Genomic DNA, 20387 nt, shown 5'->3' on the forward strand with positions numbered 1-20387 from the left:
AATTCTATGAATGTACTTGTATTTGCCGCTCATCCGGATGATGAAATAATTGGTGTTGGTGGAACAATAGCGAAACACGTGAAACAAGGTGATGATGTACATGTTGTAATACTTGCAGAGGGAAAATCTTCTAGAGCTAAAGAATATAAAGAGCTAGATTTAGAGGTTAAGAACTTATCTTATAAAGAAACAGAGGGGGCATGTACTACACTTGGTGTAAAGAGTTTTGCAAGACTAGATTTCCCTGATAATCGTCTTGATACATTACCTTTACTTGATGTAGTGAAAGAGATTGAAAGTCACATTGAAAAAATAAACCCTACAATTATTTATACTCAATATGGTGGAGATATAAATATTGATCATACTGTTGTTTACAGAGCAGTAATGACAGCGACACGCCCTCTGCCAGATACTAATATCAAATGGGTATTTGCATATGAAACTTTATCTTCTACAGAGTGGAATTATAATGAAAAAGATAAGTTTCTTCCTAATTATTTTGTGAATATTGAAGATCATTTGGAGGAGAAATTAAGTGCAATGAGACATTATGAATCTGAGTTAAGGGAATTTCCTCATCCACGCTCTATAGAAGCAATGAGACATAACGCAATGGTATGGGGTGCCAAATCTGGATACCAAGCGGCTGAGGCATTTATGTTAGTAAGGGGGACATGGTAGGTGAAGAGAATATGTTAATACCACAGGTCCCGTTCTTTGGTTTAGATAGTAAACAAATTGACTTAAAATGGGTTGAAAAAGGCTATGGATTAGAAGCAAATATTTTTGATGGAAAATCTTTATTTGATAACTCATATACAAAAAGGTTTTCAGAGGTTCTTTCTTTTGTTCAAACCCTTAATCCATCCTTGTTAACGCTGCATTTTCCTACTGATAATGCAGACTATCTCAATGATGAATTTATTAAAAAGCAACTATATGAATTTATTGACCTTGCTATAAAGTATAATGCATCTGGTATAACGGTGCATGCTAATCAATTCATGAATGTCGCGGAATTTCAGAGCTATAATCTTCTTGATAATAGAAAAAGGATTATAGAGTTCTTTAACATGCTAGATGAAGAAATAAAAGGAACTGATATATGGATTGGCGTTGAAAACCTACCCATTATTGGAAACTTGGGCGATGATTTTGATCCTATATTTATATATCCCGAAGATTTTACTGATTTGGTTAATTTGGAGTTATCTAACGTTGGAATAACATGGGATATATGTCATTGGTCTATAACCTATCTTACACGTTTAGGTATTTCTAAATTATTAAGGCAAGAGGAAATTGAATATAAGGATTTTCATAAGTATTTAAGCTTAATGGATCATATTAAACATTTTCATTTTAGTTCTTTTAAGCATTTAACGATTCCTTATAGTGAGGTACGTTGCTTTGAGGGAGAGAATCCGGTTAATGGATCTATTGATGAAAATTTATTACATGAAGCTTTATTAAAAGTGAAGAACAATACCTTGGATAAAAACATAGGAATTGTATTTGAGGTTCAGGAAACTGATTATACGAATAGAAAGAGGTCATGGGAGACTCTTAATTGGTTTCATAAGAACATTACTGATATGCAAACAAAAATGAATTATTTGGAGATATAAAAGGCACTATCGGCTTATTTATTTTTTACATGAAACTTGAGTTAGAGATTATTTTAATGAACCTTTTCTTCTAAGTAAGTGTGTTAGGAGGGAAGGTTTTACTATTAATCTTTTTTAATCATAGGGAGGACAAATGAAAAAACTAACTCTTATAAAGAAGCTTATTGTAACTTTGGGGATTTTGTTGCTTTTCCTTTTTAGTAATTTATCTGAGGATGTAATACTAGTACATGCTATGAATAAGAACGACCAAAGTTCTCGCATGGCAGATAAAGTTCGTGCTAGTCGAGCTATTGAACATACACGTTTTCTGTCTGAGAAAATTGGTCCACGTCCAAGTGGGACTAAGGAAGAACATAAAGCAGCTACATACATTGGAGATACATTGAAAAAATTAGGGTATGAAGTGGAGTATCAGGCATTTCCTGTACCAGATCAATATATTGGAAGTATCTCTTTTAGTATGTATGGGGAAAAAGAATGGCAAGTTGGAGCAGCATCTAATGCATCTATACCTAAAGATCCTGTCGTGGGGCAGGTAGTTTCTATAGGAAAAGAGAATGATATTAAAAATTCACCTGAACCAATTCATGGGAAAATAGTATTATTGGAACAAGCTGATACGTATGAGAAATATAATGAACAAGTTGAGTATGCAGCAGAAAAGGGAGCAAAAGCTGTATTGTTATATAGTACGATTGGGGATAGAGGCAACTATGGAGAAGCCTTTAACCCAGTTCTAAAAAAGAAACAAGAAATACCTGTATTTGGGCTTGCTTATAATCAGGGAATAAGAATGAAAGATAAGATAGTGCATAATAAAAATATAGTTAGTTTAAAGGCAAAACACGAAATGAATTTGAGTTCATTAAATGTTATTGCGAAAAAAAAGCCCAAATACAAGACAGATAAAGAGGATGTAGCAATAATGAGTGCTCATTATGATAGTGTTATCGGAGCACCTGGAGCAAATGACAATGCTTCCGGCGTAGGACTTTTATTAGAGTTAGCATACAATTTTAAAGATATAGAGACTAATAAAGAAATTCAATTCATAGCCTTTGGAGCAGAAGAAAATGAATCTTTAGGTGCTTACCATTATGTTAATCAGTTATCTACAACAGATAAGAAACATATTCTAGGGGTTTTTAATGCAGATATGATAGCGACTAGTTATCACCAGGCTAAGGATTTATATGCAATGACACTAGATGGTTCTCAAAATGAAGTAACAAATACTGCGGTAGCTACTAGTAAAGCATTAGGGAAATCGGTTGTATTAACTGGAAAGTTTGATTCTAGTGATCATGTACCATTTAACGAAGCTGGAATTTCCTCGGCACTATTTATTTGGATGGATGTAGAGAGCTGGAATCCTCTAATTTATCATGTTGAAAAGGTATTCCATACACCTCAAGATACCGTTTTAGAAAATATTTCTCCTCAACGTATGCAGGAGGCATTAGAAATTATAGGGACAAGTTTGTATTACTTTATCAAAAGATAGGTTTTTCGGAGGTTTCAGCATAGCCGACTAAATTTAGATTTTAATAATAATATAGTAAAACTTTTGTTGGGATAAAAATATACTTTGAGCATAGGCGAGGTAACTATATGAGGAGTACATGGAAAGAATTAAGGGGGATGGACCTTAATGTCTGGATCCGCTTTATCGGAGAAGCTTTAAATGGTATTGCAATGATGATGTTAATGCCATTTTTTGCATTATATTTGAAGGACAAAGTGGATTCTCTACTTGAGGTAGGTATAATTATAGCCTTATCCCCAATCGCGGCAAGTTTTGGTTCATTAATTGGAGGGCATATAGCGGATACTTATGGTCGGAAACCAACTATGGTACTCTCTATGGCCAGTAATGGGCTACTAATGCTTGTTTTTTTGTTTATTGATGGTTTTATAGCATATGCCATTTTATCTATTGGTTTAGGGCTATGTAATTCTTTCTTTGAACCAGCGGCATCTGCAATGGTTACCGATGTAACAGAACCCGAAAAAAGAACTGAGGCATATGGATTACTTAGAATGGCTCATAATATAGGAGCTGCGATAGGCCCTATCATTGGTGCAGCAGTTGTGGTTGTATCAAAAGATGTCATATTTTTGATTACTTCTGGAACCATGCTGTTTTATACAATATTAATGTTATTGTTTCTAAAGGAAACAAAACCTAAAAATATCATAATACATGAGGAAGCACATAAACAGTCAATAAGATTTACGTTAAGAGTTGTTATAAGAGATAGAATATTTCTATTCTATATAGTGACAGGAATCATTATATTTATGGGATTCTCACAATCGGAAGGTATGTTACCACTTCATTTTAGTAATGAGGATACAATGATTTTTGGAAATAGTAATCCATTTCCATATTTAATGACTGTAAATGGCTTATTGGTTGTATGTTTTCAATTTCCAATTTCAAAGTGGTTAACTCACAAATCAATTGGTAAATCAATGCTATATGGTGCCATTCTTTTTGGCATTGGCCTTTTAGCAATAGGGTGGTTACCAAAGTGGTTTCATGTAATAGACGCAAATGATTTAGTTATCCTAAGCTCATTATTAATAGCTTATACAGTTTATACAGTAGGGGAAATGATTATGTCACCTGTTCAAATGACATTTGTTGCTAATATAGCTCCAGAACATTTGAGGGGAACTTATATGGGAGCGGCTAATCTGCAATGGATTACAGGTAATGTATTTGGACCTCTTCTAGGCGGTGTATTACTGGATCAGCTTTTAGGGCATATGTTATTTACAATCTTAGGTGTAGGTTGTATTATTTCTGGATTTGTTTACTTACTTTTAGATAGACTTATTGAGAATAGAAGTAAAGAAATACCTATAAAACAAACATCTTAAGTTTAATATTGTTAATAAGTTGAAAATTAAATTTTATGTTTTAAGAATTAAATAAAGTGCACGTTTATTATTAGTAAACGTGCACTTTATTTATTAGTATTTAAATTAACTCATATATATAAATTTTTTAGGTTATGACCTAAGTGTATAAAAGTAATTTACTGCTTCTTTTAATCAATTACAACTAAACTTCTTGACCTATCAATATGATTAAGTAACATACGATACTCTTCTTCGTACATAGTTACACGTTGTAGAAGGGACTGGTTTTCTGCTTCTAAATTTTTTATTTGGTTTTGTAAGTTTGTAAATTCATTTGTTTTTTTATAATTTTGTAGAAAGAGAATAATATCATCTAATGTCATAGATAAAGAGTTTGCTTCTTTTTTTTGTTGAGAGGGGGAAATACTGTTTCCCACTTTTCGATTTTGTTTTGCTTGTTGTATTTCCTCTTGGTATTGTTTTCTCACGTATGAATTCCAACGAAATCCACAAGCTGCAGGTGTCCTATTTAGTAGTTTTGCTACTTCTTTGAATGCAGCTAACTGTGTTCCACCGTTACAAATATTCTGGAGTACTGTTGATGCGAGAAGTAAATCGTTATCGTTAGTCCAGGAATCTTGTCTTGAGATTACCACGTTTTAACCTCCTTATATGCTTTATATTACATATATGCAATTACCTATAATGATAGAAGCCTAACATCTATTTAAAATATTTAGGACTAAGTGGATACAATTAGACATTCTTTAAAATGCGAAATTGCATAAAAAATTAGATTGACTATTTGTTATAGTTGTAACTATAATGGTTACAGTTATGCGGCTAAATTAATAGGTTTAATGGTGTGAAGTAGTTGCATTAATGATGTTTAAGCAAATATTAAAAAATGAACGGAGTTGGAAATATAAGAAGCTTATATAAAAAGAATTAAGGCCATATAAAGCATTTTATAATCATATATAAATTAAAAGAGGTGCACATTTTGAAAATTTTTAAGGGAATTATAGTTTCTTCAATTGCGTTAACAGCATTTAATGGGGTGGGTGGGCTACTTCCAAGTGATAAATCAGAAGTTGCCTATGCAGCTAGTTACAATTATTCAAATAAGCAATTGAATTCTACTGTACATAAGCAAGTTACGAAACAATTAATTTTGAAATTTAAAAATGAGGCAAATTTGCCATATCAGGATGGAATAGAAAAATTCATTAAAGAAGAAAAACAAGATCCTGAATTAATTGGAATTTTAAACGAATACCCAAATGTAACTATAAATCGACTTTTTAGTTCTTTAAATCCTAAAGAAATTAAAAATTTAGGTAGAGAAATAAACGACTCCGAACATATTTCTTCCAATTTGCTAAACTATTATATTGTAGAAAACCAAGGTGATATTGATGTACAAGCCTTACTTGCAAAGTTTGAGAAATCATCTCTTATTGAAACGGCGTATTTACAGGAAGAAGAAACGCCACCTGAAGAGCGTTTACCAAATTTATCTGTTAATCCATATGATGAGCCTAGACTTACAAGACAAGGTTACCTTGAACCAGCACCATTAGGAATTAATGCACCTTATGCCTGGAGTATAAAAGGTGGGGACGGAAAAGGAACTACTTTCGTAGATATGGAGTATGGTTGGTTATTAAGTCATGAAGATTTAGTGAATCAAAAGATTGAATTGATGTCCGGACAGAATAAGAGTGAACACCATGATCATGGTACCTCAGTCTTAGGAATTGTTTCTGCAGAGGATAATAACATAGGTGGAATTGGGATTGCACCAAAGGCTAAGGTAAAGGTTGTATCCCAGATTAGGGATAACGGAAATTATAATACAGCTGATGCTATTTTAAGTGCGGTTAACAATATGCAAGCTGGAGATATTCTTTTACTAGAGGCACAAGCAACTTACGATGGATATGGAGATAAGAACTATTTTCCAGTGGAAGTAAAACCAGACATATTTGATGCAATTCGTATGGGAACAAATAAGGGAATTATTATTATTGAAGCAGGTGCAAACGGTGGAAATGACTTGGATCAATTTAGAGACCGTAATGGTAAACAAGTTTTAAATCGTAATAGTCCTGATTTTAAAGATTCAGGGGCAATTATGGTTGGGGCAGCTTCTGCAAGGGTTCCTCATAAGCGTTCATATTTTTCTAATTACGGTAGTAGAGTGGATGTGTATGGATGGGGGAATGCAGTAGATACTACAGATGCTAAACCAAGTGAATTTATAACAAATCTATATACATCTAGTTTTGCTGGAACATCTAGTGCATCGCCTATTATTGCTGGTGCTGCAGCATCAATTCAAGGAATTGTAAAAAATAATCAGGGGAGAGTATATACACCAAGACAGCTTAGGGATATTTTAAGTGATTCTAGTACTGGAACGAAATCTAATGATCCAACTGCCGATAAAATTGGTGTGTTACCTGACTTAAAAGCCATTTTATCTAAACTTGGTTTTTCACCAAACTTAAATAACGATTCTTCCATTGTATTTCCTGAGGAACAAGAAATAAATAATGGAAATAAGGGAAATGAAGGATCTACTATTACATTCCCAAAAGAGGATTCAGCTAATAGTGAAGGGAACTCTAGCTTCATTTTCCCAGAATAATTGTAGATGTCTTTTTTATTTAGTATGAAAGACTTTTATATAAATAGTTGTTTATAATACTAGTCATATAGGCTCTTATGTGTAATAGCATAAGAGCCTATATGTTGTACTTTTAATCATATGAGGTGGAAAGTACTTCTGGGTATATTTTTAGTGTAGTGAAGTGTCTTATATCAACATTCTAATAATATTCAGTGTAGCCTCATTATAAATTTAGAAATGGACTAATTTTTCAATTATATGCATAATGGAAATTGGTGGTAATAGTGCAGTCCCACCAACTGCATAAACGTTTAATTTTTCAACTAATTTGTAGTTTTCACTATTTGAAATAGGTAATGCATTGTTATAGAAATTGCTGTATAGAGTGATGGAAACGAATGTGTTTAAATAATTAGATAGAAGGAGGGGCTTATGTTAAGGATTACTTAAAGATAAGCCCTTTCTTTTTTATTATTTCATGACATTCATCCCAAAATTCTAAACGATGTGGAAGTAGGAGTAGTTCAAGATAGTTTGTATTTAATTTATGACAACTTTAATAAATTAATTTTTACTATCGTATGAATTAGGATAAATTATTATAAGTTATGGTTATTATTTAGCATTTTGTTTTACTTGATCTTTTAATTCATTAAGGGTCTTACCGCTAATATTGTCAGTAATAGTTTCATGTATTTCATTTTTTAATACAATTGTTTTACCTGCAATTTCTGCCTTGGAAGACATTTTACTTTCATTAATAGTTTCTATGTTTGTTTGAAGGTCAGCTTTGTTATTTTCATCAAAAGTAATTGCAAATGGTTCAATTGCTCCGTAGTAGTTTCCAAATAATTGATCTTTCTTCAAAAACATCATATATTTTTTATTAACTTTAGGCTCGATATATAAAGGATCCTTATTTTGAACCTCTTTAGTAGTTACCTTAGTAGCTTGTTTTGTAACTGTGCCATCTGGTGCAACAACTGCATTAGAATCTTCAAGCTTAACTGTTTCAGCAAAACGATGATTGATTTTTATTTGTTTATTTTCATTTATACCTTTAATTGTTTCGGAAATATTGAAATTATATAGATGTCCTTCAACATAATTTTCTTTGTCCTCTTCCGAGGGATTATTTGGATTACGCGCCATATTCCACTTAGAGTCAAGACCTCCATATTCACCAATTACAACTAGATCGGCTTCATTAATCATTTGATTTAAATCACTTGTAGCAGGGAAATCTTTACTGAGAATGACAGTTTCAGCATTATTATCTTCGCCAGCAATATTGGAGAAGTGACTATTATATGCTGAATATCCTCCAAAACCAATCACTGCAGCTAAAGGAATTGCAATTACTATAGTTTTTGCTTTTTTACTTAACATTAAGAAATCATCTCCTTTTTCTGTTAATAGATTGCATTCACACCATTTTTATCGTCAGTTTGAGGGACATGCATAGTAGTACGATTACGATTGCTGTTCATAATTGAAGTGCCACTGTTGTGACCTATTCCTATTGCATGACCAAACTCATGTACTCCTGTACTTTTAGCAACATTAGATTTTGTAATATTTGTATTCCCTGCATTAATATCACCAGCGAATTTCGTTACTTTTTTAGTGGATGTATTATAAGTTGTGTTCATTCTTCCATAATAAGTAGAGGAACTTTCAAACCAAGAGTTTAATTTGTTCACTGAAGAAGAAGAAACTGTAAAGTTAATACGAGAAGCAGTGTACCAGGCTGAATCTGCAGCTTGCCAACCGGATTTAATGATACTGGAGCCATCGTCTAATCTGTCTCCCCACTTATATGTAGCTGATTTTGAAGGTAGCTTCCATCCTTCTTTTACATAAGCTTCTGAAACTCCAACGCTGGAAAAGACAAATACACTACCTAATAAAAATGCAGTAATTCCTTTTCTAAAATTCATATTATCCCTCCAAAGATTATTTTTAACAAGAGAATTATAGCATCATTATCTTGTTTTGAATTAATATTTTTTAAAAATTCTGAATATTAATATTGAGAAAATGGTATAAAATATCTTTTAAGGAGACGTTATTATAATGTTTAAACATAAAGTAATAAAATGGAGTCTATGTTTATTAATATTTACTTTTTTAATTATTATTGGCAAAACAATTTGGTCAAATACAGACATAGCAGAAGTGTCTAATGTTTCATCGAATTCTGAAACTATAGTATTAAGTAAGACATTCAAAACTACAAATCATTTAAGTGAAATGGTAGAAGAAGCAGATGTAATTGTACTAGGTAAATATGACGGCTTACACTCTAAATGGAATATGGCAAACAATTCATCATATGAGATTCAAGATGAAGATGTCGAAGGCCATCTGTTTAATTTTCATGTTAAAGAAATTTTAAAAGGGGACTCTGTAGAGAATAAAATTTTAATAAATCATAGATACTCAGAAAGCCTCGTATTAGAGGAAAGTAATGAAGTTATTGATGACAATGGAATAATTCTGAAAGGTGCTACGAAAGTGTTTACAAAAAAAGTAAAAAATAAAGATCCATTGTATATTAAACCTAAATCTGGTGACACATATATAGTTTTTTTAAAAGAGAATAGTAAACTTGGACATTTTTATCCAGCTGTAGAACCTTTTATGATTCAGTTTGATTTAAGGGATATTGCGCAACTAAAAAGCAATTTAATAGATTGGGATAAAAATAAAAATAAATATAAATTTGAGGTAAAGGTTAAAGAGAAAACTTTTTATATTGAAAATGAAATAGATTCAACCATCAAAGATAATATTAGTGGAAAAAAATTAAAGGATATTAAGGAGTTTGTGAAGAGGTCTTCAAAAATGAAATAACATTTTCACAGGCTATAAATTTACCCTGCGTTAAAGGATAGAATTTGCGTAGATTTAAAATAATAAATTGCATTATGAAAAGAAAAGAGCTCAAAAGAAGAGTCTAATCTTTTTTTGAGTTTTCTTTTGCATTCTTTATGCAGAATATGAATTCAGAAGATGTCTTATTTGTTCTATAAAATAATGATGGTATATATTATTTTTTCATACTCGACTAGCCATAATAGCTTCTTTCATTGAAGAAGAAAGGAAAGAAGCAAGTGACATAACATCTATATCATTTTTTTCGATTCCTGCTTTAATAAGAGATTCCAGGCTATAATTTGATAGAAAAGCCTATATTACGAAAATGTAATATTAATGGATTTTGGTAGTAAGCAGATTAGGATATAATTTTTGTGATGTTTACTGTGTTTTTATTGGGGTGTAACTTAAATTGACTTGGTACAGATAAATATTATGTTCAAATTACTAAGGATGGCGAACAATTAAAAGAGAAAAATGTTAATGGTGATACGACTTATCAATATAAATTGTCTGGAATTGATAAAGGCGGTAAGGAAAAAGAAATGAAGTTTACAGCAGTGAACTACTCGCCACTTAGCAAAGCTTGAAGTGGGAGCTTCTCAGTTCCACGACGAGAGTAACTTTTCGTCTCCCTGAGCGTTACTTTGGGGTGTTCCACCCCTAGATGTTCAACGCATGGATGCTCTTTTGGTACGGTTGATATTTTACGCAGGAACCGAATGGCTTGGTTTTCGCACTCTATTTTCTTCCTGCAACCTTCTATATCAAGTTATCAAAGAACTTCATATAGCTAGTTTATCAAAAGTTTTTGGCTATGCCAAACCGAAATTCATCTCCCACCTATCGTTGGGCTACGCTCTTCACACGCTTGAGGAAGGAGAATTCTTTCGGGGAATACGTTAAAAAATCTTCGTAAAGAAGTATTTTTACTTATATACTACTCTGAAAAAAATGTGTGAAATCTTGGGAAGAGGTTAAAAAAGACGAACTCCCTACAAAAGTAAAAGAAAAATTAAAGGTAAATTAAAGGTAAATTAACATATAAAAGACGCCATTGCTAGAGAAATATAGCCCCTATTTATTTAGAGTTTCAAAAGCAAAAGACTGACAGTTATTGTTAGTCTTTTGCTTTTACAGGAATAAGCACGTAATTTTGAGGTGCTTTAAGTATTAAGAAGGTTTATTTTAATTTTGTTTATGTATTTGTTGAAGCTTAATGGATTTCGTAATGGTTATGATATAATAAAATTCAAGTATAATAAGGGGGATTAATTAAATGATTTTTCAAAGCATGATAACAGCTATTATAGAAAAATTACAAGAAACGGTGAATCCCTATTGGATAATTGTGTTTGGATCAACGGCTGAGAATAGAGAACGGGAAGATAGTGATATTGATATAGCTTATGTAAGTGATACAACTTTAGGGAATTATGAACGTTTTTTATTAGCACAGGAGTTAGCTAACATTGTTCATAGAGATGTTGATTTAGTTGATTTATCCGAGGCTTCTACAGTTTTTCAAGCTCAGATTATACATACAGGAAAGACAATATTTTGTTCTGATGAAGAACGGAAAATCATTTTTGAAATGAAAACCTTAAAAATGTATTCAAAATTGAATGAGGAACGCAAGATAGTATTCGATGATATAAAGAAAAGAGGTTCAATATATGAAGAATGAGGTTATTTTAAATAAAATTTCCACAATAGAGCGTTGTATAAAAAGAATCCAAGACGTGTATGGAAATGACCCTGAAAATTTGGAGGATTACACAAAGCAAGATTCAATAATCTTGAATATACAAAGAGCTTGTGAAGCGAGTATTGATTTAGCAATGCATATTGTTGCTGGGAAAAAACTAGGACTACCTCAATCTAGTCGAGAAGCTTTTGATTTATTAGTTACAGCAGGACTACTTAGCGCAGAGCTGGCAAATAAGTTAAAGGCAATGGTTGGATTTCGAAATATCGCTGTACATGATTATCAAAGTGTAAATTTAGATATTGTTAAGCAAATTATTGAAAAACATTTAACTGATTTTAAACTATTTACAAAAGAAGTTATGGGGATATTAGAATTTTAAGTAAGAAAATAGAATTATTAAGCTGGGATAAAGTAAAAAAGAGATCTAATAAATAGGTCTCTTTTTTACTTTCGAAAAAAATCAAATTAAAACCAGTCTCCATTCCTCACCAATAAGTCCATTAAAATAAGTATTATTTGGATATTTTAGCGAATTAATTACTCTTTCATACCTATTTCACTCCTCTGGCCGTTAACAAAGACTAAATATAATTTATAAAATTGTTCAGATTGTAAATGAATTATCACATATTTCCAATACATATGTGAATAACAGTAGCAATGTAGAGACTAGTATGAAAGAGTAAGAAATGTATGTACAAGAGATTGCAGAATTAGCAACAGCATTAAGGTGGCTATCACAAGAGTTACAAGAATTAATTGGAGAGTTTAAAATTTAATAAAATTAATAAGTATGAGATTAATTTTATTGAAAAACCTTTTTGAAATTTGAATTTAATAATGTAAATCACACACTTACTTAAATAATATAAATTTTGCATATTTAATTGGAAATAGAGCATGATATTACCAATTAAATGGAGGTGTGTTAGAAATGCAAATTCGAGAAAATAATAATTCAAACGAGATTTTGGTAGCAGCGGCAGCAAGTGCAATTGAGCAAATGAAGTACGAAATTGCTCAGGAGTTTGGCGTTACACTTGGACCAGATTCAACATCACGAGCAAATGGTTCAGTAGGTGGAGAGATTACGAAACGTTTAGTTCGTATGGCGCAAGAGCAGTTATCTGGCCAATATAAAATTCACTAAAGTTAAAGGTATATCCCATTGAAGGGATATACCTTTTTAATTTGCCTTTAAAGAGGATCGTTAAATTTTTTATTGTTGGTTAAGTTTAGAAACTGCAAATTTAGCTGTAAAGTTCATTTTCTTCATGTAAGAAGAATTTACTCCTGCTTGAAATTGAACAGAAATATTACCGTCTTTTTGTGCTTTGAATACGCGACCATATGGTGAATTAGCATTGTATGTGCCAATTACTTGATTATCTGCATCAAAGACTGTATAAGAAATTGGGAACCCGGAATTTTGTACAAAGACTGTAAGTTCTTCCCCTTTACTAACATTAAATGATTCTTTTTGAGAAATTTCATAGGAATTCATAGAGTAATATTTTGTAACTTCTTGAATTTCTAAATTCGTAGTTGCCGCACTCGCTTTTGGTGCCTCTGCTCCTGGTAAATTCATACCTGATAGTACTGCAATTCCTAGTGCCCCTGCTAAAATAGCTTTTTTCATAATGCTAGTTCCTCCTTTAATATATTTTGAGATTTGAAAAGGAAGTGAAAATACCACTCCTTGAAACCATTATAGTTACAATGAGAATGATTTTCAATAGAGTTCGATATGTAATTCTGCATACATAAGGTGGCGATATAAGATAATCTATCTGAGATTTAGAATATTCTTAGAAGAAGAGGAGGACAAATTTTTAAAACTATGAATGGAATTGTAGCTATTTTTTACATACGTTGGTTTATAAGTGAATATTTCGTTGAGTTTATTTTTGTTCGTTTGCTTTAAATGAAATATTTTAATGTTGATAAAGTTTTATAATTTGGAATTATTAAACAAAAATGAGATATTGTGTGTTATGCTAAAAGGGCAACAAAGCACACCATCCTGATAATATTGTGTATATTTATCCTATGTATGTCGTTTGTATTAGAAATGGGAAGTCTCTTAAAAGGAGACTTCTTATTTTTATATGGAGGGGTATTACAGATGATTGATTACTATCAAATCTTTTTAATTATCATGACAGGTATTGCCTTATTTTTTTATATACAACATGCTGGAAAACCAACAAAAAGAAACAAATGGACATTCTTTGTTGTAGTATTTTTATTTTTCTTTTTGAACTATTTATTTCTTAAATTCGTATAGATAAATATAGGTGGAGATACGTTTTTTATTTTAAAATATAAAATAAGGAAGGATAATTGACAACTGTAGGTACTATGATTAAGAATTTAATTCTAATCATTTTATGTTGAGAAATAAAAAATTATTTTGTAAAAGGCGAGATGGGATGGCAAATCTTATAGATTTTACAAGAAGAGAAGGTAAAAGTAGAATTTTTATTGAGAAAAACTTGTTGGCAAGATGAACTTAAAAACCCTTATAATCTAATTAAATAATATAATTAGATTATAAGGTTTTATTTTAAATATAAAAATATTTATTGTGATTTTTTATCGAAGAATAAATTTAAATCTGTTTTGTCTGTGTCGTCTGCTAAAGCATTTTGTATAATATCATTTAATAATTGCATTTTTTCTTTTTCAAAGAATGGGACACTAATATGATAAGGTGTTCCTGCTTTTTCAATTCTTAATATTGTTTGGATGCCGCTACCCGCAATTCCAATACCTAATAGTAGTAAAATTAATCCACCAATAAAACTATCACTTAAAGTACCTAATCCAAACAAGAAAATTAGTATTCCTAAAATCATTGGTTTAAAGAAATACTTGGTAGATAACATTGCTCCAGAAATATTTTTTAGAGGAATGTTTTGTTGGTCTTTACCAGCAGGAATAAAACCCAATAATGTGTTTGATAAGTTGGTTTTTACAAACCTATTATCAACGTCTACTCTGCCTTTTATCCAAAAGAATAATAGGCTGGTTGAAAATTCAAGTCCTTTCATCTTTTCATCTCCTGTCATAAATTACTAATAATAAAATTGCAATATTGTTATATTAACATGAATAATAAAATATGTGTATAATTTTTTTGCGCTTTTATATAAAATTATGATATATAGAATAATAAGAGTGAAAAAAGTGTTAAGGGCAATACGATTATAAGGGGGACTATTAACTAGTACAGGTTTTGCTGAAGTAAAAGTGGAACGAATTCTGTTTGATGAGGTGCCAATGGATTATTGGTCATGTATACAATATATAATTTATCTAACGAGGGAAATATTATTGTAGGATACGAAAATGGTATATTGGGAGATAATGTGACCCGTGAACAAGTAGCTGCACTACTTTATCGAGCGCATTTAAAGGGATATGTGAAAGATGATCAGATACTACATATTCAAGGGAAGTCGTTATTTGCTAATCCTTATCATGATATTAATGAAAACTCAACAATGTTTTTAAAAGAATTTTTGATTGTGACAGAGTTAGGGATTTTTAAAAGAGATCAAAAGGGGTGCGTTTACACGCGCGGAGGTGGAACAAATAATTAAAAATGCTTTTCCCTACAGTGTGAAAGCTCCGCATTAATTTAAAGATATACCTGCTAAATTTTGGGTAAAAGAAGCAATTAGTGTAGTTTACTCTAATTATATTTTTGCAGGAGTAGAGATAGGAGAATTTGCTCCATTTATGACAGCAACTCGTGAACAGTATGCTCAATTTTTATATAATGCTCTTTGAAATGATCTTTCATTGAATCATAAGGATCTATTTGAATAATGAGAAAGACTTTTTGTGAAAGGTAAATCAGTTAGTGAACTACTCGCCACTTAGCAAAGCTTGAAGTGGGAGCTTCTCAGTTCCACGACGAGAGTAACTTTTCGTCTCCCTGAGCGTTACTTTGGGGTGTTCCACCCCTAGATGTTCAACGAATGGATGCTCTTTTGGTACGGTTGATATTTTACGCAGGAACCGAATGGCTTGGTTTTCGCACTCTATTTTCTTCCTGTAACCATTTCTTATTTATCGCTAGACAGCTTTATTAATAAGAGAAAAAGGTTGGTGGGATAAAGGGCATCATTCTAATTAGAATGATGCCCTTCTTATTTTAAATATAATCTAATGAAATACTTTTTCAATTGTGGGCATAACAGCTATTGGTGGTAGGGATTTAGTCCATGCAGCTGCATATACATTTAATTTCTCACCTAATGTATAGTTTTCACTATCTGAAACAGGGACCCTTAAAATCTTATTTTGAGAAACTAGATTCCACCAATTATGTTGATAAGCAAGAGCTTCATCTTTTGTAGACGTAGCAGCAACTACCAAATAATTGTTCTCTACTGAAATAACATATCCAGTAAAAGGTTCTTGTTCTTGGTTCTGAATAGAATGAACAGGAATATTGTTTGCGGAAATCTTGTTAGAATCTGCAAAGGCCGGTGTTAATCCGAATGTAAATCCACAACCTAGTGTTAAAGCTGTTACCGTTGTTACGAATGTTTGTTTTTTGTTAAACATGATATATCCCCCTTATATTTTATCCTTACACTATCCACTTTCAATTTACATACATATAAAGCCTTTTAATATTAAGATACTTAACAAATTTGCCACAATTATTCCAATAATGTTAATATTACCTATTAATGGAATTGTGTTTGTGTTATAATTCACTAGGTGAACTATTATTGTTCCTTTCATCTCTTGATGAATGGATGCCCTTCCTTAAATGTAAAGATGTTCGATTTTATTGGTGAAGAGAGGATATATCCCTCTTCTTTTTTTATTAATATGGGATTTTAGGGAATGAACAGAAAAAGAACCCTATGGGGTTCTTTTTCTAGGCATATTAACAGTAAGGAGATTGTTGAAATGCTATTTTCAAATCTTTACAAGGAGAAAAATTTGAAAAAGCTTATCATGTCATTATTTTTACATACATGTAATATAAAGTAAATTGATAATATTTAGACTCACTATTACTAATATTCAATTAAGATAGTTAGTACTACATTGATAGTGTTAATTATCCTGATTGGTGTGGGATGTGATAGGAAGCATAAGTTTGCCGCAAACTTATGCTTTCAGGATTTGAAGAATATTCTTAATATGGATTTTAAAGAAAATACAAATTTTTTACTAGATTTGAGAAAAAGGAATTGAAAATATCCTTTAAAACAAGATATATTCTGGTCAAAAAATTAGAGGGTATCAATTCATTAAAGCAGTAAAAAACGTTTTTATGAATTGGTGTCCTTTTTGTTTTAAAAAGAGAATATATTTTCTCAACAGGACAAATGGTAATTAGCTATAAGTATTAATTATAAGGACAACAGGAAAATAGAAATTAATAATAAAGGAGAATGCGAAATGATAACATTAATATCTGAAAGAAATCTAGCTGAAATCCATGAAGACGATGTAGATGTATTAAAAGTAATGGCACATCCTGTTCGATTACAAATTGTAAATGAATTAATGCACCATAAAATATGCAATGTTACACAGTTAACGGAGATATTGAGACTTCCACAATCCACTGTTTCACAACATTTATCAAAATTGAGGGGAACCGTACTCCGCTCAGAAAGAAGAGGGTTAGAGATGCATTATTATATAGATAATGCTAAGGCCCGTCAGATTGTTGAAATTTTAGGTTTGTAGGTTAAAGATACATAAAAGGTTTCCTGTTACAAAGCAGGAAATCTTTTTATATGTATAACTAATTGTGTGATAATATCATACCGTAGAAACTACCTAACAATAATTCAATTTAGCAGCTTGTTTTATCTTGCCACACACAATTTAACACGATGTATAGGTATAAACTTATAAATAAGGGATTTAAACGGAAATTAGATATAGCAATGGATAATGGTAAGTGTATTAAAGAAATTATAGAATTAATGATATAAAAAATAATCAATAGTTGTTGTAAAGGCTTATTCTGATAATAAAAGGAATTAGATATATTAAATTCAACTATGAGTTTTTTACTAAAAATATGTAGGTGAAGAGTATAAGCAACATAATCCTTTTGTTGCTGATGGACGAAAAGCCTTTATGGATTTCTTTGAGGAAGATCTTGTTAAAAACTCTAATTCCTCTGCAGAGATTAAACGTGTAGTAGCTGAAGGGGATACAGTTGCTCTTCATGTACATTCTCGTACTAATTCTCAAGATAAGGGAAGTTGCTATAGTCGATATATTTCGTAACAAGGATGGAAAGATTGTCGAACACTGGGATGTAATTCAAGAGATTCCAAGTGAAGCAGCTAATGATAATACGATGTTTTAGGTAGAATAAAAATTTAATTGATAGGGATGTATAGAATCTAGATATTATAAAATGAAGAGGATGTCCGAGGTATACTACTAAGACATCTCTTTTTGTTTTACTAAGATTCAATTTATTATAATTTGTAAGGAAGGTATTTTGTATTGAGCAAGAAAAAGCAATCATGTATAGATTTTGAAGAAATATCAAGTATGATTGAACGTTTAAGAGGCGAAAGCGGGCAGTATATGTCTCTATAATAAGAGGTTCAAATTCCTGACACAAAACGTGCTGAGTTTTTTTATGTTGTGGGTAAAACACTTTTATTTGAAAGAAGAGTAATTCACCCACAAAACGCTCACATAAAAAATCAAGATTTCCTGAAACTAGACAAGATAAAATCCCTGCTATAAAAAAGAAGGGGAGAAAGCCCCCTTACTTTAAAATTTATTACAAAATAACTTAATTCATCGATGAAATATTATTGAATTGGTGCACAACTCCAAATGTATTTTCCAACTACTTTTATTTCTGGACAATTTTCTATATCTGTACAATCAAACATTAATGGATGTATACTAGGATTAAAAGAATCTGGTTCAAGTATAATTCTATTATTGGTTTTGTAAATTCTTTTTAAAGTGGCGTCATACCCGTTGATGAGTACAGCGGCTATGTCGCCATTATTTATATTTGTTGTCCTCTCAAGTACAGCTATATGTCCATCATGTACAATTCTATTCATACTGTCTCCGTTTATACGAAGTGCTAATAGTTTTTCAAATCCATATTTATCTAAAATGATATCAGGTACCTGTATATCCCCAATTACATTTTCTATAGCTTCAATTGGTTTACCAGCTGCGATTGTACCATAAATGGGAATATTCCGTTTGGTCATTGCGTGATCTTCAGGACAATAGGATTCATTTTCATCAATAAAGTAGGTTGCAGAGACATTTAATATCTTAGCGATTTGAGATATTTTTGACATTTTAGGGCTTCTTTCACCATTTCTCCACCGCAAAACAGTAGTTCTACTAACAGATAATAATTCAGCTAATTGCTCGTCTGTCATATTATTTTTCTTCATCAATTGAGATAATTTTAAACCGAATGATTTCATGACTTTTTGTCACCTCCGTCTTGATTGATTATATAATTGGTGTGACAAAAATGCAACTTTCTTCGTGATTTGGTAAAAAAATTCTTGACTGTTTTGTCACGTAGTACTATATTTGAATTTGAAAAGAGGTGACAAAAATGCACAAGATGATATTTTTAGAAAGAAAATTAAAGAGAAAAACTATTGAAGAAGTTGCTGATTTTCTTAATGTTTCTCCACGTACATATTGGGCAAAAGAACATAATAAAAGTGAATTCACTCTGAAAGAGGCACATATGTTATCGTGCTATTTAGAGAAATCTATAGAAGAATTATTCCCTGATCTTTTTTTAAATAATTTGTGACAAAAATGCACGTATTTATATATGGATTATAGGATGTTTTTTGAGGTATTTTAAACAAAATATCTAATAATCCTACTATTAAAGGTACTTTATATATAGTTTTTACTTAGAAAAGAAGGAAAGAAATCTAAAAAATGAAACGCTAAAGTGTATTTGGTATATAAAAATCGAGATGAAATATAGAATGCTAAATATTCAAGTAGGTGAAAGAGTGATCAAAAGATTATATTTAGAAAAATTAGAAGAAAAGCTTAAAGAAGTGGGTGCAGAATTTTTATTTTGGGATACAAGGGAATTTTAAAAAAGAACGTGCATGTCGAGGATTACTATTCAAAAAGAATTCTATTTTGATCAGCGTTTACAAAAATTTAAAGTGGAAGGGAAATGGTATTTTTCGGCTAAAGAAACGAAGGCATTTTTATTAAATTGGCTAACAGAGAATGTGGTGTAAGAAAAGAAAGACTATCGTCTTAAAAAAACAAATCTTATAGGAAATCCTATTGTAAGGAGGATTAATCATGGTTTTTAGAGTGACAAAAAAAGGATATGTCAGCAAGAGTACTAATGAGAATAAAGAATTTAGAAATACTAGTTGTTTCGAATCAGAAAAACATTCGAATAAACAGTTAAAAATGATTTATGCCAAAATTCATATAATAGCATTGAAATATGATGGAGTAATTTCAAAAGAGGAAATCAAAAATAAATTAAAAGTAAAACTTAAAATTCAATCACTGAGTGATCTTACAAGGAAGCAAGCTAATCAAGCTATAAAAGTATTAATAGGTTGGGAAATTTAAAGGTTTTGGAGAATAAAACTTTTAATATTTAAGAAGCTTAATATATTGATTT

Annotated in this window: 22 protein-coding genes and 6 pseudogenes; 19 read left to right on the top strand and 9 right to left on the bottom strand. The window is 31.1% G+C overall.

Annotated elements, in window-relative coordinates; genetic code table 11:
- The first annotated feature begins 6 nt into the window (after window positions 1–6).
- The 4 genes from N2V79_RS27885 to N2V79_RS27900 all read left to right on the top strand — a co-directional run bounded on the left by N2V79_RS27885 (window position 7) and on the right by N2V79_RS27900 (window position 4520).
- On the top strand, window positions 7–684 hold the full coding sequence (locus tag N2V79_RS27885) for a PIG-L deacetylase family protein (RefSeq protein WP_098562112.1): 678 nt from the start codon (window positions 7–9) through the stop codon (window positions 682–684).
- 11 nt (window positions 685–695) lie between these two features.
- Window positions 696–1631, top strand: coding sequence for a TIM barrel protein (locus N2V79_RS27890; protein ID WP_340720539.1), 936 nt, complete (start codon window positions 696–698; stop codon window positions 1629–1631).
- A gap of 133 nt (window positions 1632–1764) precedes the next feature.
- Entirely contained in the window at window positions 1765–3138 is a 1374-nt protein-coding gene (locus tag N2V79_RS27895) for a M28 family metallopeptidase (RefSeq protein WP_340720441.1), read from the top strand.
- Window positions 3139–3245: 107 nt separating this feature from the next.
- A complete protein-coding gene (locus tag N2V79_RS27900) occupies window positions 3246–4520 on the top strand; it encodes an MDR family MFS transporter (protein ID WP_098851821.1) in 1275 nt (424 codons plus the stop codon).
- Between the two features lie 170 nt (window positions 4521–4690).
- Here N2V79_RS27900 and N2V79_RS27905 read toward each other — a convergent pair whose 3' ends face one another.
- Window positions 4691–5158: an RsfA family transcriptional regulator gene (locus tag N2V79_RS27905; RefSeq protein WP_322373609.1), complete on the bottom strand. Its 468-nt coding sequence runs from the start codon at window positions 5156–5158 to the stop codon at window positions 4691–4693.
- Window positions 5159–5505: 347 nt separating this feature from the next.
- Between N2V79_RS27905 and N2V79_RS27910 the strand changes: the two genes are divergently transcribed.
- On the top strand, window positions 5506–7155 hold the full coding sequence (locus N2V79_RS27910; RefSeq protein ID WP_340720442.1) for a S8 family peptidase: 1650 nt from the start codon (window positions 5506–5508) through the stop codon (window positions 7153–7155).
- A gap of 213 nt (window positions 7156–7368) precedes the next feature.
- On the opposite strand, the pseudogene N2V79_RS27915 reads toward N2V79_RS27910, so the two are convergent.
- From N2V79_RS27915 to N2V79_RS27925, 3 genes and pseudogenes are all read right to left on the bottom strand, one after another.
- Window positions 7369–7494, bottom strand: a pseudogene (locus tag N2V79_RS27915) (DUF3221 domain-containing protein); the annotation flags it as partial.
- A gap of 258 nt (window positions 7495–7752) precedes the next feature.
- Window positions 7753–8526 (bottom strand): cardiolipin synthase, encoded by a 774-nt coding sequence (locus N2V79_RS27920; RefSeq protein WP_340720443.1) that lies wholly within the window; start codon window positions 8524–8526, stop codon window positions 7753–7755.
- 23 nt (window positions 8527–8549) lie between these two features.
- The gene (locus N2V79_RS27925) at window positions 8550–9077 is read right to left on the bottom strand and encodes a matrixin family metalloprotease (protein ID WP_001011319.1); all 528 of its coding nucleotides are present in this window, start codon (window positions 9075–9077) and stop codon (window positions 8550–8552) included.
- 136 nt (window positions 9078–9213) lie between these two features.
- Here N2V79_RS27925 and N2V79_RS27930 point away from each other — a divergent pair, with 136 nt between their 5' ends.
- Entirely contained in the window at window positions 9214–9993 is a 780-nt protein-coding gene (locus N2V79_RS27930) for a hypothetical protein (RefSeq protein ID WP_340720444.1), read from the top strand.
- A gap of 135 nt (window positions 9994–10128) precedes the next feature.
- Here N2V79_RS27930 and N2V79_RS27935 read toward each other — a convergent pair.
- Window positions 10129–10308 (bottom strand): annotated as a pseudogene (locus N2V79_RS27935) (TetR/AcrR family transcriptional regulator); the annotation flags it as partial.
- 86 nt (window positions 10309–10394) lie between these two features.
- Here N2V79_RS27935 and N2V79_RS27940 point away from each other — a divergent pair.
- From N2V79_RS27940 to N2V79_RS27960, 6 genes and pseudogenes are all read left to right on the top strand, one after another.
- Window positions 10395–10580: pseudogene (locus N2V79_RS27940) on the top strand (YxeA family protein); the annotation flags it as partial.
- A 342-nt stretch (window positions 10581–10922) separates the two neighbouring features.
- A pseudogene (locus N2V79_RS29300) lies at window positions 10923–11047 on the top strand (YxeA family protein); the annotation flags it as partial.
- A gap of 249 nt (window positions 11048–11296) precedes the next feature.
- Entirely contained in the window at window positions 11297–11704 is a 408-nt protein-coding gene (gene mntA, locus N2V79_RS27945; RefSeq protein WP_050845253.1) for a type VII toxin-antitoxin system MntA family adenylyltransferase antitoxin, read from the top strand.
- A complete protein-coding gene (hepT, locus tag N2V79_RS27950) occupies window positions 11694–12107 on the top strand; it encodes a type VII toxin-antitoxin system HepT family RNase toxin (RefSeq protein ID WP_340720445.1) in 414 nt (137 codons plus the stop codon). The genes mntA and hepT overlap by 11 nt, the downstream gene beginning before the upstream one ends.
- Window positions 12108–12327: 220 nt before the next feature.
- Window positions 12328–12507, top strand: a pseudogene (locus N2V79_RS27955) (hypothetical protein); the annotation flags it as partial.
- A 155-nt stretch (window positions 12508–12662) separates the two neighbouring features.
- The gene (locus tag N2V79_RS27960; RefSeq protein ID WP_001167052.1) at window positions 12663–12878 is read left to right on the top strand and encodes an alpha/beta-type small acid-soluble spore protein; all 216 of its coding nucleotides are present in this window, start codon (window positions 12663–12665) and stop codon (window positions 12876–12878) included.
- Between the two features lie 69 nt (window positions 12879–12947).
- On the opposite strand, the gene N2V79_RS27965 is transcribed toward N2V79_RS27960, so the two are convergent.
- A complete protein-coding gene (locus tag N2V79_RS27965) occupies window positions 12948–13367 on the bottom strand; it encodes a hypothetical protein (RefSeq protein WP_340720446.1) in 420 nt (139 codons plus the stop codon).
- Window positions 13368–13853: 486 nt separating this feature from the next.
- Here N2V79_RS27965 and N2V79_RS27970 point away from each other — a divergent pair, with 486 nt between their 5' ends.
- A complete protein-coding gene (locus N2V79_RS27970) occupies window positions 13854–14015 on the top strand; it encodes a hypothetical protein (protein ID WP_213747202.1) in 162 nt (53 codons plus the stop codon).
- Between the two features lie 295 nt (window positions 14016–14310).
- Here the strand turns inward: N2V79_RS27970 and N2V79_RS27975 are convergent, their stop codons facing one another.
- A complete protein-coding gene (locus N2V79_RS27975; RefSeq protein WP_139848198.1) occupies window positions 14311–14781 on the bottom strand; it encodes a hypothetical protein in 471 nt (156 codons plus the stop codon).
- Window positions 14782–15024: 243 nt separating this feature from the next.
- Here N2V79_RS27975 and N2V79_RS27980 point away from each other — a divergent pair, with 243 nt between their 5' ends.
- Window positions 15025–15333: a hypothetical protein gene (locus tag N2V79_RS27980; RefSeq protein ID WP_340720447.1), complete on the top strand. Its 309-nt coding sequence runs from the start codon at window positions 15025–15027 to the stop codon at window positions 15331–15333.
- Window positions 15334–15379: 46 nt separating this feature from the next.
- On the top strand, window positions 15380–15523 hold the full coding sequence (locus N2V79_RS27985; RefSeq protein WP_227751923.1) for an S-layer homology domain-containing protein: 144 nt from the start codon (window positions 15380–15382) through the stop codon (window positions 15521–15523).
- Between the two features lie 378 nt (window positions 15524–15901).
- Here the strand turns inward: N2V79_RS27985 and N2V79_RS27990 are convergent, their stop codons facing one another.
- On the bottom strand, window positions 15902–16306 hold the full coding sequence (locus tag N2V79_RS27990) for a DUF3221 domain-containing protein (protein WP_340720448.1): 405 nt from the start codon (window positions 16304–16306) through the stop codon (window positions 15902–15904).
- Between the two features lie 852 nt (window positions 16307–17158).
- Here N2V79_RS27990 and N2V79_RS27995 point away from each other — a divergent pair.
- Complete coding sequence (locus N2V79_RS27995; RefSeq protein WP_000631352.1) at window positions 17159–17452, top strand: ArsR/SmtB family transcription factor; 294 nt, start codon at window positions 17159–17161, stop codon at window positions 17450–17452.
- Window positions 17453–17788: 336 nt separating this feature from the next.
- Window positions 17789–18086 (top strand): annotated as a pseudogene (locus N2V79_RS28000) (nuclear transport factor 2 family protein); the annotation flags it as partial.
- A 460-nt stretch (window positions 18087–18546) separates the two neighbouring features.
- Here N2V79_RS28000 and N2V79_RS28005 read toward each other — a convergent pair.
- Entirely contained in the window at window positions 18547–19191 is a 645-nt protein-coding gene (locus tag N2V79_RS28005; protein ID WP_098630062.1) for a LexA family protein, read from the bottom strand.
- A gap of 137 nt (window positions 19192–19328) precedes the next feature.
- On the opposite strand from N2V79_RS28005, the gene N2V79_RS28010 reads away from it, so the two are divergent.
- Complete coding sequence (locus tag N2V79_RS28010) at window positions 19329–19535, top strand: helix-turn-helix transcriptional regulator (protein WP_000549412.1); 207 nt, start codon at window positions 19329–19331, stop codon at window positions 19533–19535.
- A gap of 518 nt (window positions 19536–20053) precedes the next feature.
- The gene (locus N2V79_RS28020) at window positions 20054–20335 is read left to right on the top strand and encodes a hypothetical protein (RefSeq protein WP_340720449.1); all 282 of its coding nucleotides are present in this window, start codon (window positions 20054–20056) and stop codon (window positions 20333–20335) included.
- Window positions 20336–20387: the final 52 nt, after the last annotated feature.

Origin of the sequence: Bacillus sp. CH_70 (assembly GCF_038007045.1) — a bacterium.
GTDB classification, from domain to species: Bacteria; Bacillota; Bacilli; order Bacillales; family Bacillaceae_G; genus Bacillus_A; species Bacillus_A cereus.